This is a genomic window from Sphingomonas mangrovi (assembly GCF_047975845.1).
GTDB lineage: Bacteria > Pseudomonadota > Alphaproteobacteria > Sphingomonadales > Sphingomonadaceae > Sphingomonas.
The window spans coordinates 1-14,278 of sequence record NZ_JBIUCZ010000022.1 but is presented as its reverse complement, the minus strand read 5'-3'; the positions used below and the strand labels follow the sequence as shown (position 1 = coordinate 14,278).

The 14,278-nt window shown below is 71.0% G+C and carries 12 protein-coding genes; 11 read left to right on the top strand and 1 reads right to left on the bottom strand.

Going from position 1 to position 14,278, the window contains the following annotated elements; genetic code table 11:
- Positions 1-3 precede the first annotated feature (3 nt).
- Both ACBY01_RS11375 and ACBY01_RS11370 read left to right on the top strand, forming a co-directional pair.
- A complete protein-coding gene (locus ACBY01_RS11375) occupies positions 4-1,011 on the top strand; it encodes an oxidoreductase (RefSeq protein ID WP_416460970.1) in 1,008 nt (335 codons plus the stop codon).
- Positions 1,012-1,394: 383 nt separating this feature from the next.
- Positions 1,395-1,898 carry a Ros/MucR family transcriptional regulator gene (locus ACBY01_RS11370; protein ID WP_416460969.1) on the top strand — a complete coding sequence of 168 codons (504 nt, stop codon included), beginning with the start codon at positions 1,395-1,397 and terminating at the stop codon, positions 1,896-1,898.
- 4 nt (positions 1,899-1,902) lie between these two features.
- On the opposite strand, the gene ACBY01_RS11365 is transcribed toward ACBY01_RS11370, so the two are convergent.
- Complete coding sequence (locus ACBY01_RS11365; RefSeq protein ID WP_416460968.1) at positions 1,903-2,499, bottom strand: alpha-ketoglutarate-dependent dioxygenase AlkB; 597 nt, start codon at positions 2,497-2,499, stop codon at positions 1,903-1,905.
- Between the two features lie 90 nt (positions 2,500-2,589).
- On the opposite strand from ACBY01_RS11365, the gene ACBY01_RS11360 reads away from it, so the two are divergent.
- From ACBY01_RS11360 to ACBY01_RS11320, 9 genes are all read left to right on the top strand, one after another.
- Positions 2,590-3,093, top strand: a complete 504-nt coding sequence (locus tag ACBY01_RS11360) for a chemotaxis protein CheW (protein WP_416460967.1) — start codon at positions 2,590-2,592, stop codon at positions 3,091-3,093.
- Positions 3,090-4,484, top strand: coding sequence for a CheR family methyltransferase (locus ACBY01_RS11355; protein WP_416460966.1), 1,395 nt, complete (start codon positions 3,090-3,092; stop codon positions 4,482-4,484). Before ACBY01_RS11360 ends, ACBY01_RS11355 begins: the two co-directional genes overlap by 4 nt.
- The gene (locus tag ACBY01_RS11350) at positions 4,481-5,017 is read left to right on the top strand and encodes a chemotaxis protein CheW (RefSeq protein WP_416460965.1); all 537 of its coding nucleotides are present in this window, start codon (positions 4,481-4,483) and stop codon (positions 5,015-5,017) included. Before ACBY01_RS11355 ends, ACBY01_RS11350 begins: the two co-directional genes overlap by 4 nt.
- A 4-nt stretch (positions 5,018-5,021) precedes the next feature.
- Complete coding sequence (locus ACBY01_RS11345; protein WP_416460964.1) at positions 5,022-6,677, top strand: methyl-accepting chemotaxis protein; 1,656 nt, start codon at positions 5,022-5,024, stop codon at positions 6,675-6,677.
- A gap of 10 nt (positions 6,678-6,687) precedes the next feature.
- Entirely contained in the window at positions 6,688-8,727 is a 2,040-nt protein-coding gene (locus tag ACBY01_RS11340; protein ID WP_416460963.1) for a hybrid sensor histidine kinase/response regulator, read from the top strand.
- Between the two features lie 3 nt (positions 8,728-8,730).
- Entirely contained in the window at positions 8,731-9,774 is a 1,044-nt protein-coding gene (locus ACBY01_RS11335) for a chemotaxis protein CheB (protein WP_416460961.1), read from the top strand.
- On the top strand, positions 9,771-11,444 hold the full coding sequence (locus ACBY01_RS11330; protein WP_416460959.1) for an ATP-binding protein: 1,674 nt from the start codon (positions 9,771-9,773) through the stop codon (positions 11,442-11,444). Before ACBY01_RS11335 ends, ACBY01_RS11330 begins: the two co-directional genes overlap by 4 nt.
- Positions 11,441-13,249, top strand: a complete 1,809-nt coding sequence (locus ACBY01_RS11325; protein WP_416460958.1) for a response regulator — start codon at positions 11,441-11,443, stop codon at positions 13,247-13,249. The genes ACBY01_RS11330 and ACBY01_RS11325 overlap by 4 nt, the downstream gene beginning before the upstream one ends.
- Before the next feature lie 133 nt (positions 13,250-13,382).
- A complete protein-coding gene (locus tag ACBY01_RS11320; protein ID WP_416460957.1) occupies positions 13,383-14,078 on the top strand; it encodes a murein L,D-transpeptidase catalytic domain family protein in 696 nt (231 codons plus the stop codon).
- Positions 14,079-14,278 lie beyond the last annotated feature (200 nt).

The window sequence follows — 14,278 nt, the reverse complement described above, 5'->3', positions numbered from 1 at the left end:
ACCATGCATCATGTTGGACTGATCGGCTTCGGCCTCGCCGGTCGCGCCTTTCATGCGCCGCTGCTCGCCGCCGTGCCGGCGCTGCGACTGGCGGCGGTGGTCACCTCCCGCGCGCAGGAAGTCGCCGAACAGCATCCCGAGGCGCGCGTGCTCGCGACGCCCGAGCAGTTGTTTGCCGACCCGGCCATCGACCTGGTGGTGATCGCCACCCCCAACGACAGCCATGCCCCGCTTGCGCGCGCGGCGCTGGAGGCGGGCAAGCACGTCGTCGTCGACAAGCCGTTCGCGTTGACCGCGGACGACGCACGCGCCGTGGCGGCACTTGCCGAGGCACGCGGCCGCCTGTGCACCGTGTTCCACAACCGCCGCTGGGACGCCGATTTCCTGACCATCAGAAGCCTGCTGCGCGACGGCACGCTCGGCGAGATCGCGCTGGCCGAGCTGCGCTGGGACCGTTTCCGCCCGGCGATCAAGCAGGGCTGGCGCGAGACGCCGCAGCCAGGCGCCGGATTGCTCGCGGACCTGGGGCCGCATCTGATCGACCAGGCGCTGTGCCTGTTCGGGCGGCCGGACGCGGTCTCCGCCGACATCGCGAGCCAGCGCGTCGCGGCGAGCGTCGACGATTATTTCGAGGTGACGCTGCACTACGGCACCCGCCGGGTGATCGTCGCCGCTGCCTCCCTGGTCGCGGCGCCGCGCCCGCGCTTCGCGCTGCACGGAACGCGCGGCAGCTTCGTGAAATACGGCATCGATCCGCAGGAGGCGGTGCTGCGCGCGGGCGGCAGCCCCGCCGCCGCCGGATATGGCGAGGAAGACCAAGGCGCTTGGGGCCTGCTGAGCGACCCCGACGGAGCAACCACACCGGTGCCGAGTGCACGCGGCGACTGGCGCCAGTTCTACGAACAAGTTGCAATAGCAATGGATGGTGGCGCGGCGCCGGTCGATTGCGGGGACGCGATCACCGGCCTGGCGCTGATCGAACACGCGCGTCGATCGGCGGCCGAGGGTTGACGCATTGCATTTGCGGGATAGACAAGGCCCCTGTCTTCGACGCGCGCAGGGATCCTGCACAAGGCTTGATCTTAGCCCACCACAATTTGATCCATTTTAATTCATAATGGCGTGCATCGGCGTAGTATCGGCGGCGCGGCAGCATTTGCCGGCAATTGACAGCGACCGAACGCATCGACCATAAAAGGCTTCGATCCCGTGCTCGATCCCGATCGACCTGGATTGCTCATCGAACCGAAGGCCGACTGCTGCTGTTCGCGCGAAGGCGGCGCCACGCCGGTCGTCGGGCGTGCATCCGCAAAAACTGTTTGCCCGACCCCTACAAAGTTTGACGAAGCGCATATAAGACCCTCAGTGTGCTTCCCTGATCAGGAGATTTCCCCATGGCCGAAGACGTTTCCGAACTGAACGCGGTGGAGCTTGCCACCGAACTCACCATCGCCTGGCTCAACAATGCCAACAACCGCGTTGCTGCCGAGGACGTGCCGACGTTCCTGCAGACGATGCACTCGACCGTGCTGGGCCTGAGCAACGCGGCACCTTCGGAGCAGGCCGAAACCGCTTCGAACGAAGAACATACCCCGGCCGTCTCCGTCCGGAAGTCGCTGGCGTCGAAGGATCACATCCTGTCGATGATCGACGGGAAGCCGTACAAGACGCTGCGCCGCCATCTTGCCGGCCACGGCCTGACGCCCGAACAGTATCGCGAGCGCTACAACCTGAAGGCCGACTATCCGATGGTCGCCGAAACCTATTCGCAGAGCCGTCGCGACATGGCGAAGCGCATCGGCCTCGGCCGCAAGCCGCGCAGCAGCGAGGCGGAGAACGGCACCAACGGCGCAGCCAAGCCGCGCGGCCGCAAGCCCAAGGACGCGACCGCGGAGTGAACCGTCAGCCCTGGGCTCGCGCCGCCGCGCGCCGGCCCAGGGTGGACAGGCTGCGGAAGGTGACCGACCAGCGGGTCCGGTCCATCGCCGCGATGCCATGTTCCCAATCGTGCCGCGCCTCGCCCGACAGATGGTAGATTGAGCGCGGCGCGAGCGGCAGGCTCCGCCGGTCGAAGCCGCCCGCGGTGCGCCGCCGCAGCCGCAGCACCGCCGGCACGCCGAGCGACACCCCGACGACATGGTCGAACATCGGCCGGTCGCGATGCCAGCCGATCCCCGCGCCCGGATCGTAGCGGATCAGCAGCACCTGCTCGAGCAGTTCGACGGGCAGGCCGGCGAAGGCCGCGGCGCGATCGCGTAGCGGACGCAGGAACTCCGGAATCGGCGCGTCGGCCGCAATTCCGCCGCGCTCGAAATCATAGCTCCAGCCGAACGACGTGGTGAGCCGCTTGCCGGTCCAGCCCTGGAATCGGAACGGGGTGAGGTCGCACGCGTCGATCGCCGCGATCAACGCGGCTTCCTCCGCCGCGTCCACCACCGCCTCGCGATAGGCCAGCCCCGGCAGCAGCGGGGTTCCGAACAAGTCCAGCTGATCTGCCATCGCGGTCTGAGATAGGAAGTCCGTGCCGGCGCCGAAAGACGCCGGCGACGGGGCAGACGGACCGTATCGACCGCGTTATAGCAGCGCGCGATGCCCCACCGTGCCTCCGATCCGCTGCTGCTGTTCCGCGCCGGCGACCACCGGCTCGCCTTGCCGGCGCGCGAGGTGCGCGAGGTGCTGCCGCTGCTGCCGATCGCGCGCCCGCCGACGCTGCCGCGCCCGCTCGCCGGGTTCGTCGACGTGCGCGGGGAGACGCTGCCCGTGCTGGCCCCGGCGCTGCTGTTCGACACGGGCGCGACGCTCGGCACGCTCGACCTGTTCGCCCATCTGATCCGCCCGCGCGGCGATGCGGCGGTCACCCCTTGCCTGCTGGTCGACCGCGTCGAGGACATGGTCGCGCCCGAGCCCGAGGCGATCCGGCCGGTCGATCCGGAGGCGAGCCACAACGGCGCGATCCTGGCCGAGCTCACGCTGGACGACGGCCCCGCGCACCTGCTGTCGCTTGCGCGGCTGCTGAGCGAGGCGGAACGCGACCGGCTGGCGGCGCTCGCCACCCATGCCGACGCGCGCGCCGCCGAATGGGCCGACGGGTGAGCCCGAAGACCCGCCGCGCGCTGCCGGCAGCGCCGCTCGACGACCCCAGCTTCGCGCAGATCAAGGCGCGGATCGTCGAGCGCACCGGCCACCATTATTACGTCGACAAGGACGACCAGCTGTTCGAGCACGTCGCGCGCCGCATGGCGGCGAACGATTGCGACAGCCTGGCCGATTATGCCGGCCGGCTCGCCGACCCCGGCGCCGGACCTGACGAATGGCGCGCGCTGGAAAGCGCGATCACGATCAACGAGACCTTCTTCTTCCGTTTCGCCGAACAGTTCGACGTGCTGCGCCGGTGCGTGCTCCCGAAACTGATCGCCGACCGGCGGACGAAGCGCCAGTTGCGGATGTGGAGCGTCGGCTGCTCGACGGGCGCCGAGGCGCACTCGGTCGCCATCCTGGTGCGCGACCTGCTGGGCGACGCGGTCGCCGAATGGAAGATCGGCATCACCGGCACCGACATCGACGAGGCCGCGATCGCCGCGGCGCGGGAAGCGCGCTACACCGCCTGGGCGCTGCGCACGCTCGGCGAGCAGGAACGCGCGCGGCTGTTCGATCGCGAGGGCGAGCGCTGGCGTCTCAAGGCCCGCTACCGCGGGCTCGCCCGGTTCGAACATGCCAACATGATGGCGTTGCTGGACGACGACGCCCCGCTGCAGTTCAGCGAGTTCGACCTCATCCTGTGCCGCAACGTGCTGATCTATTTCCGCAGCGACGTCGCCAAGCAGCTCGTCGGAGCGCTGGTGCGGCGCCTCGCGCCCGACGGACTGCTGTTCATCGGCCATGCCGAACCCAATCCCGACTTCGCCGAGGTCGCCCGCCCGGTCCAGATCGACGGGGTGCTCGCCTATGCGCGGCTCGATGCGCCGCAGCAGCCGGCAGCCGTGCCGGCATCGCCGCTGCCGCCTGCGCCCCCGCCCGCCCCGACGCCCGCACCGCGTCCGCGCACGCCCATCCCGCCGCCCCCCGCGCCCTCGCCGTCCCCGGCCGCACGCGAGGACGGCAGCGGCGACGTCCGCTCGGCGCTGTCGCGCGGAGACGCCGGGGAAGCGCTGCGGCTGGCCGAGCAGGAGGCGATCGCCACGCCGCGCGATCCGGTCGCGCACTATCTCGCCGCACTGGGTGCCTTGGCGCTCGGCGACGGCGCGCGTGCAGAGCGGGGATTTCGCAGCGCGCTATATCTCGATAACGGGTTCGCTATGGCGCATTATCTTCTCGGCCGGCACCTGCTCGCCCACGGACGCGACGCGGAGGGCATGCGCGCGCTGCGCAACGCCGCGCGCGCCGCGACGGGCCTGGCGCCCGACGCCGAGCTGCGCGAGGGCGACGGCATGACCGCCGGCGGGATGGTCGCCGCGGTGCGCGCGACCGCGGGCGTTCCGGCATGAGCATGCCGGGCGACGTGCGCGTCGCAGCCCCCTTCCTCGATGCGGAAGCGGTCGCCGCGATCCTCGCGGAGCGCCAGCGTGCGCTCGCCCCGCTCGAAGCGGCCGACCGCCGCGCGCGGACGCCGGTGCTCAGCTGGACGCTGGGCGACGAGTTGTATGCCACGCCGCTCACCGACCTGGCCGAGGTCGCCACCATCCCGCGGGTGACGGCGGTTCCCGGCGCGCCGGCGGCGCTGCTCGGGCTGATCGCCTGGCGCGGCGCGGTGCTCAACCTGTTCGATCCGGCGCGTGCGCTGCGGATCGCCAGCCCCGCCGAGGCGGGCCGCGTGATGCTGGTGCTGCGCCACCCGGCACCGCGCGTCGCGCTTCAGGTCTCCGCCGTCACCGGCGCCGCCACCATCGTCGACTCCGGTACTGCCGGCGGCGACGCTACCACCCGTTTCGTCGAAGCGGACGACGGCCAGCGACTGGCCGTCGTCGACACCGCGCTGCTGATCCAGCGGCTGCTCGCCCGCACTGTGCAGGAAGGATAACGCCTTGTCGGTTTCCACTCGGATCGTCGCCGGGTTCGGCATCATCACGGTCATTCTGATCGCGCTGGGGCTCTATGCGCTGCAGCAGGTCGGCGTGGTCCGTTCCAACGTCGACCGCATCGTCCAGCGCGACTATGCGACGATCCTCCAGGTCGACACGATCGCCCGTACCGAGGCGCGGATGCGCGAGGCGCGGCTGCTCGCGGTGATGCACGGCATGCGTGCCGGCCGCGGCATCCACGAGGACACCGCCGAATGGCAGGCGCGCGCCAACGAGACCGCGGAAGCGCTGACGAAGCTCACGACCACCGCGGCCGAATATCGCGACACCGCCACCAACCAGGGCCGGATCGAGCAATGGCGCGAGCTGTTCGACGGCGCGGCCTCGGTACAGTCTATCTACGACCGGCTGCGGCCGGCGAGCGCCCGCCAGCTCGAACTGCTCGAAGCCGGCGACGTCGCCGGTGCGATGGACGCCGGCCAGGCGATCGACCGCCAGCATCTGGCGCTGTCGCAGGCGCTGGCGCAGGTCCGCGGCACCGTCGGCGATACGATCGAGGCAGGGCGTCAGGCGACGCAGGACGTGTACGACCGCACCCGCGCCTCGATCCTGATCGGGCTGCTGCTCGCGAGCATCGTCAGCATCGTCGTCGCCTACACCATCCGCCGCTCCGTCAGCGGACCGCTCACCGAGTTCATGGGCTTCGCCGGCCGGATCGGCGAAGGCGACCTGTCGGGCGAGACGCGCATCACCGGCGTCGACGAACTCGGCCAGATGGGAGCCACGCTCAACAGCATGGTGGTCGGCCTGCGCGACATGGCTCGCCAGAGCCGCGCCGCGACCGAGGATCTGAACGCCGCCGCGACCGAAATCCGTGCCTCCACCCAGGAGCAGGCCGCGTCGGTCGAGGAACAGCTCGCCGCGGTGCAGGAAACCGCCGCCACGGTCGACGAGATCACCCATTCGGGCGCGCAGATCACGCTGCGCGCGCAGGAAGTGATCGCCGCCGCGCAGGCGACCGCGCAGACCAGCGACACCGGCCGCACCGCCGTCCACGACACGGCCCGCGCGATGGACGCGATCCGCGAACAGGCCGAGGCGGTGGCGAGCAACATCGTCGCGCTGTCGGAAAAGACCCAGACGATCGGCGACATCATCGCGACCGTGAACGACGTCTCCGAACGCTCGCACCTGCTGGCGCTCAACGCCTCGATCGAGGCGGCGGCGGCGGGCGAGCAGGGCCGCAGCTTCGCGATCGTCGCGGCGGAGATGAAGACGCTCGCCGACCAGGCGAAGTCGGCGACGCGCAACGTCCGCTCGATCCTGGGCGATATCCAGCGCGGCATCAACGCGTCGGTGATGCTCACCGAGGAGGCGGTGAAGCGCGTCGCGTCGGGCAAGGAACGCACCGACGCCAGCCAGTCGGCGATCAACGAGCTGGCGACGCGGGTGCAGGAGAACGTCCACACCTTCCAGCAGATCGTCGCCTCCACCAACCAGCAGCAGATCGGCATCGAGCAGGTGACGATCGCGCTGCAGAACATCCGTCAGGCGAGCCAGCAGACCGCCGCGAGCACCCGCCAGCTCGACCAGGCGGCCGGCGACCTCGCGCAGCTGTCGCGCACGCTGGTGGGGCTGACCGAGCGCTATCGCGTCTGAGGCGGGGCCGATGGACGCGCTTCGCGCAGAACTGCTCGCGGCCTTTGCCGCGGAACTCGCCGAGCACATGGCCGGCATCCGCGAGGCGCTGGCGGATGCCGCCGCCGGGCGGCAGGTCGACCTGCGCGAGTTCAGCCGCCGCACCCACAGCCTGAAGGGCGCGGCGCGTGCGGTCGACCTGCCGCAGACCGAGGCGGCGGCGCACGAGGCCGAGACGATCCTGCTCGCGGTCGAACGCGGCGAGCGGACGCTGGACGGCACCACCCTCGCGGCGCTGCGCAGCCTGGCCGATGCGATCGAGGACGGCGCCCGCGCCGGCGACGGCACCGGCGACACCGCTCCCGACGCTGCCGTCCCCTCCGCAACGCCGCTGCCGGGCGCAGCGAACGCGCCGAGCGACCGCGTCCATGTCGCCGGGCGGCACGTCGAGCGGCTCGCGCGCTCGGTCCACGACCTGTCCAACCAGGTCGCCGGCCAGGACCAGCTCACCGAGATGGTGGACGCGCTCGCCGCCGAGCTGGCCGACATGCCCGCCACTCTCGACGGCGAAGTCGCGCGCCGCATCGCGCGGCTGGTCGGCGCCACCGAGCGGCTGCGGCGCGAACTGGGCCGCCAGCGCTGGTCGCTGGAGCGCGCGGCGTCCGAGATCGAGCGCGATGCCGAACGCATCCTGCTCCTGCCGGTCGCGACGCTGTTCGAGGGGCACGAGCGGATGGTCCGCGAACTCGCCGCCAGCCAGGGCAAGTTCGCGGAACTGACGATGGAGCCGATCGAGGCGGAAGCGGATCGCCGCGTCCTCCAGGCATTGCGCGAGCCGCTGCTCCACCTGCTGCGCAACGCGATCAGCCACGGCATCGAGACGCCGGCCGCACGCACCCGCGCCGGCAAGCCCGAGGGCGGCTCGATCCGCGTCACCCCCACCACCGATCGCGGCCGGCTCAACATCGTCATCCGGGACGACGGTGCCGGTCTCGACCCCAAGGCGATCGAGGCGCGCGCCCGCGAGGCCGGGCTGATCGCGCCGGGTGCCCCCACCCCCTCGCGCCGCGCGCTCTATTCACTGCTGTTCGAGCAGGGCTTTTCGACCAGCCGGACCGTCGACGAGGTGTCGGGGCGCGGGATCGGCCTGTCGGTGGTGGCCGAGACGGTGCGGCGGCTGCACGGTCGCGTCCGCATCCTGCCCGGCCGTCCCACCGGCACCGAGATCCGGCTGTCGCTCCCGCTCGCGCTCGCCCGTCAGGCGCTGCTGCTGGTCGAGGCGGGCGGCACCCGCCACGCGCTGCCCGCCGCCAACGTCGACCGCGTGCTGCGGCTGACGCCGGATGCCTTCGACCGCACCGAGGGCGGCGCGGTGCTGATGCTCGACGGCGAACCGCTGCCCGTCGTCGAACTCGCCGATCTGCTCGGGCTGCCCGCCGGCGAGCCGGGCGACGGCGCCCGCCCGGCGCTGATCGTCGAGGGCGCCGACCAGCGCCGGGTGCTGCTGGTCGACGCGCTCGACGACGTCCGCTCGCTGGTGGTGGGCGATCCCACTGCCGTCGCCGCCGACGTGCCGATGGTGTGGGGCACGGTGCTGCTGGAAGACGGCGTCGCGCTGGTGCTCGAGCCCGAAGCGCTGCTCGCCGCCGACGCGGCCGGGCCGCGCCGCCAGCCGCGGGTCGCACCGGCTGCGCGGCCGGTGCAGCGCACCGTGCTGGTGGTGGACGATTCGATCACCACGCGCACGCTCGAGAAGAGCATCCTGGAGGCGCAGGGCTATCGCGTGCTGATCGCGGTCGACGGCCTCGCCGGGCTCGAGCGGTTGCGATCCGGAATGGACGCGATCGACCTGGTCGTCGCCGATGTCGAGATGCCGCGGATGGACGGCTTCGGTTTGCTGACCGCGATACGGAACGATCCTGCGTTGCAAACGCTTCCGGTCGTTATGATGACATCGCGCAACAGCCCCGACGATATCGAACGTGGCCTGTCGCTGGGTGCGAACGCCTATGTGACCAAGCAGGAATTCGACCAGGGAACTCTGATCTCGGTCGTCCAGCAGCTGGTCTAGCCGATGGAACCGCGTCCGATCCGCGTGATGATCGTCGAGGATTCGCTCGTCGTCCGCACCCTGCTCAGTCACATCGTCGCGGGCGACCCGCGGCTTGAGGTCGCTGCCGCCGTGGCGAGTGCCGAAGAGGCGCTCGCGCAGCTGGCGGCGATCCGCCCCGACGTGATCTCGATGGACATCCGCCTGCCCGGCATGGACGGGCTGGAGGCCACCCGCCAGATCATGGCGGAGCAGCCGACCCCGATCGTCGTGATCTCGGCGAGCTTCGACCGTACCCAGCTCAACCCGACGATGGACGCGCTGCGCGCCGGCGCGCTCGCTGCGGTGGAGAAGCCGGTCGGCGTCGCCGATCCCGAATATCGCAGCATCGCCCAGGAAATCCGCACCCAGCTGACGATCATGAGCCAGGTGGCGGTGGTGCGCCGACGGATGCGCGGCACCCCGACGAGCAGCCCCACCGTCGGGCGCCCGCGGGTGCAGCCGCGCGTACTGCTGTGCGCCGCCTCGACCGGCGGGCCGCAGGCGCTCGCCCGCCTGTTCGCCGGCCTGCCCGCCGAGCTGCCGTTGCCGGTGCTGCTGGTCCAGCACATGGGCGGCGCCTTCATGGAAGGCTTTGCCCAGTGGCTCGACAGCGTCGTGCCGCAGCAGGTCGAGCTCGCGCGCATCGGCGTGATGCCGCAGCCCGGCACCATCTACGTCGCCCCCGGCGACCGCCATCTGACGATGATGCCGTCGGGGAAGATCGCGCTGTCCGATGCCGCGCCCATCGGCGGCCAGCGACCGGCGGCGACCGTGCTGTTCGGCAGCGCCGCCGCTGCGCTCGACGGTGCCGCACTCGCAGTGGTGCTGACCGGTATGGGCGACGATGGCGCGGCGGGCGTGCGCCAGCTGGTCGAGGCGGGCGGAGCCGCGATCGCCGAGCATGAGAGCAGCGCGGTGGTCAACGGCATGCCCGCCGCCGCGGTGCGCCAGGGAGCGCTGGCGCTGCCGCTCGACCTCATCGCGCCGCACCTGCGCCGGCTGATGGCGCGAGAGCGCGTGCAATGAGCGACGAAGCCGCGCCCCACCTGCTGCTGGTCGAGGATTCGGACACCCAGGCGCTGGTGTTCCGCCGCACGCTGGAGGGGTTCGGCTTCACCGTCGATCGCACCCGCACCGCCGAGGATGCGCTGGTGAGCCTCAACGAGGCGCTGCCCGACCTGCTGGTCGTCGACTATCGCCTGCCCGGCATGAACGGCGACGAGCTGGTGCGCATCCTGCGCCAGACCGGCCACACCCGCACGCTGCCGATCATCATGCTCACCAGCGATTCGGCGAGCGAGGTGGAGCGGCAGGGGCTCGACAGCGGCGCCAACGCCTATGTACCCAAGGCGAGCGGGCCACAGCTGCTGGTGTCGCGGATGCGCTCGCTGCTGCGCCAGCGGCGCGCGGTGCCGGGTGCCGGCGCCAGCACCACCGGCGGCTTCCGCCAGGCGCGGCTGCTGGTGGCGGTCGCCGACCCGATCTATCGCGAGTTCCTGCGCGGGCTGCTCACCGGCGACGGTCACACCGTCAGCGTCGCCGAGAGCGAGGCGGCGATGCTGGCGCAGGTCGCGGGCCATGCGTTCGACGGCGTGCTCGTCGGCACCGTCGTCGACGCGGAGGAGGACCCGTTCGCCTGGGTCCGCGCGCTCGACGGCTATCGCCAGGCGCACGCCGCCGACTTCGAGATCGCCGCGCTCGCCGAGCTGTCCGATGCCTCGACCACGCTCGCCGGCCTCGCGGTCGGCGCGGACGACGTGCTGCCCAGCGGCGAGGACCGCGACATGCTGCTGGTCCGCATCCGCGCGATCCTGCGGCGCAAGCTCGCCCGCGACGACGAGGCCGCCGGCGCCGCGCGCGAGCGCGAGCGCGAGCTGGCGCTCGCGCATGCCCGTGCCGAAGCGCAGGCGAGCGAGGCGCTCGCCGCCGCCAACCGCGATCTGGAAGCCGCGAACGCCCAGCTGCGCGCGACCCAGGCGCAGCTGGTGCAGTCCGCCAAGATGGCGTCGCTGGGCGAACTGGTCGCGGGCATCGCGCACGAGATCAACAACCCCCTCGCCTTCATCCTCGCGCATCAGTCGACCGTGGAGCGCGCCGTGCGCGAGGCGATGACCGCCGAGGGCACCGCGCGCGACAAGCCGCTCGCCAAGGCGGCCAACCGGCTCGAATCGATCCGTACCGGACTGGTGCGGATCCAGGATCTGGTGGTGAAGCTCCGCCGCTTCTCGCGGCTCGACGACGGCGAATGGTCGCTCGTCGACATCCCCGAGGCGATCGATGCGGTGCTGACGCTGCTCAAGCCCAAGACCCCGGCGGCCGTCCGCATCGAGCGCCGCTACGGCCCGGTCCGCACGCTCGAAAGCTCGCCCGCGCTCGTCAACCAGGTGGTGATGAACATCATCTCCAACGCGGTCGACGCGATCGATCCCGACCGCGGCCGGATCGTGATCGAGACCACGACCGAGGACGAGCATTTCGTCATCACCATCACCGACAACGGCCCCGGCATTCCGCCGGAGGTACGGGAGCGGGTGTTCGAACCCTTCTTCACCACCAAGGACGTCGGCTCGGGCACCGGGCTCGGCCTCGCGATCGCCTATGGCGTCGTGCGGTCGCACGGTGGCGCAATCACGATCGAATCGGGTGAAGAAGGTGGCGCGCGCTTCCGGTTAGCGGTACCGATGCAACGCCAATGACCGACGCCCCTCACTCCGAACTGCCCAAGATCCTGATCGTCGACGACGAGCAGGAAATTCTCGTCGCGCTGGAGGACTTGCTGGAGGAGCGCTACGAGCTGCTGTCCAGCACCTCGCCGGTGGACGCGCTCGACTTGATCCGCGCGAACCCGGACGTGGCGGTGATCATCTCCGACCAGCGCATGCCGGAGATGCCGGGCAACGTGTTCCTGTCCCGCGCGCGCCCGTTCAGCGACGCCGACGCGATCCTGCTGACCGGCTACGCCGATCTGTCCGCGGTGATCTCGGCCGTCAACGAGGGCGCGATCAGCGGCTATGCCGCCAAGCCGTGGGAGCCCGAGGCGCTGCTGGCGATGGTTGCCGCCGCCGCCGAGCGCCAGCGGCTGCGCGCGGCGCTGCGCTTCGAACAGTCCGCCTTCGCCGGGCTGATGGACGCGTCGAGCGATCGCATCTCGGTGCTCGACCGCCGCCATCGGGTGATTCGCGGCAACCACGATGCGGATGCGGCACCGGGCGGCGCGCGCGACAAGGACGAACAGGCGCTCGCCAGCGGCAGCTATTCCGAGGAGGACCTGCAGAGCGGCGGCGCGGAGCAGGAGGAACGCTGGACGCGGGTCCGCCGCATTCCGTTCGGCGACAGCGGCAGCGAGCGTCACCTGCTCAAGATCGAGTCCGACGAGACCGAGCGCCGCAACGCGGCACGCCGGCTGCACCAGGCCGAGAAGCTCCAGGCGCTGGGCACGCTCGCCGGCGGCATCGCGCATGATTTCAACAACCTGCTCGCCGCAATCCTCGGCAATCTGGAGCTTGCCGAACGCTCGCTCGACAAGCCCGATCGGCTCGCGCGCTTCCTCGCCAACGCGCGGTCGGCGGCGGGACGCGGATCGGCGATCACCCGCCGGCTGCTGAGCTTCAGCCGGCAGCGCGACCTGGCGGCCGAGACCTTCGAGCCGGACGTGGCGATCCGCGAGCTGGAGGAGCTGATCGCGCGGACGATGGCCGGGCGCGTGTCGCTCGCGCTCGATCTCGCCGCCGACGGCGCGATCCATGCCGATCCGGGGCAGTTCGAGCTCGCGGTCGTCAACCTGTGCATCAACGCGCGCGACGCGATGGCGAACGGCGGCGAGATCGTCGTCTCCACCGCCCGCGTCCCCGCCCCGCCCGAGCTGCCGGACGCGGGCGAGTGCATCCGCATCGCCGTGCGCGACCAGGGCGCGGGCATCGCCGAGCATTTGCGCGATCGCGTCTTCGAACCGTTTTTCACCACCAAGCCCCACGGCGAAGGCACCGGCCTGGGCCTGCCGATGGTGCGCGCGATGGCCGAGGCGTCGGGCGGCACCGTCACCATCGACAGCCGCGTCGGCGAAGGCACCACCGTCGCGCTGTGGTTCCCGCGGCTCGATCCGGTCGACCTGCCGGATTGCATGGCAGCCCCCGGCACGGAGACGCCATGCCTGCGCGTGCTCGCGGTGGAGGACGATGCCGAAGTGCGCGCGGTGCTGGTGGCGCACCTCACCGCCGCGGGGCACCAGGTGGTCGAGGCGGACGGTGCCGAGGCGGCGCTGCACGCGCTCGACAGCGATGCGGAGGTCGACCTGATGGTCACCGACTATGCGATGCCGGAGATTTCCGGGCTCGACCTGTTCCGGCTGGCGAGCGAACGCCGCCCCGGCCTCCCCGCGATTCTCGTCACCGGCTTCGCCGATGTCGAGGACGGCACCGTGCCACTCCCCGTCCTGACCAAGCCATTCACGGGCGACCAGCTGAAGGGCGCGATCACGCGGGCGATGGCCCCGATGGCCTGACCCGAACCCGGGCTGCGGCGGGCCGGGCACCGGACCCGTTCGGTTGAAATTGCAAAAAAGTTCCCCAAATTAGATACTTGTGGACGAAAGCAGGCCTTTGGCCGCCGTCCGAAGCAATCGATTTGGAGGCTGGATGCAATTCGACGACACCGTTCGCTCGCGCCGTGCGATCCTGGGCTCGGCCGCTGCGCTTGCCGCGTTCGCGGTGACGCGCAGCACCGTCGGCTCCGCGGACCGCGTGGCGCCCAAGCCCGTTCCGACGCCGGTGCGCCGGCGGATCTTCGCCGAACCCAAGGCAGCGAGCGTGCGCGCGCCGCGCGGCGTGCAGCCGGAGCTGTTCGACCGCGCGATCGCAGCGCTTGACACGCATGGCGACCGCGTCCGCCGTCGCGACCGCATCGCCATCGCCGACTTCGACGCGCCGTCGAGCGAACACCGGTTCCAGTTCATCGACCTGGAGCAGGGCGAAGTCACGGCGATGCTCGTCGCGCACGGCAGCGGATCGGACCCGTCGCACTCGGGCATGCTGCAGCGCTTCTCGAACGAGCCGAACTCGAACGCGACCTGCCAGGGCGCGTTCGTGACTGCCGATTATTACGTCGGCAAGCACGGTCGTTCGCAGCGCATCGTCGGGCTCGATTCGACCAACGACAACGCGCGCTCGCGGGCGATCGTGATCCACGGCGCCTGGTATGCCAATCCGGACATGATCCAGAGCCACGGCATGCTCGGCCGCAGCCAGGGCTGCTTCGCTGTCGGCGAGCAGGACCTGCCGCAGGTGTTCGCGATGCTGGGCGAAGGCCGGATGATCTACGCCGGCAAGGCGTGATTGGGAGGCGGGCCGGCTCTCGACGACCGTCCGCGCTTTACCGGTCATCCTGACGGAAGTCAGGATCCATTGCCGCTTCGCCAGATGCAGACGCGGAGCGCGAATGGATGCCCCGAGTTCACAAACGAAGTGCAACACCAGGTTGAGGTGTTGCGATGGGAACCAGGTACCGACAGCTCTCGTATGCGGAACGGTGTGCG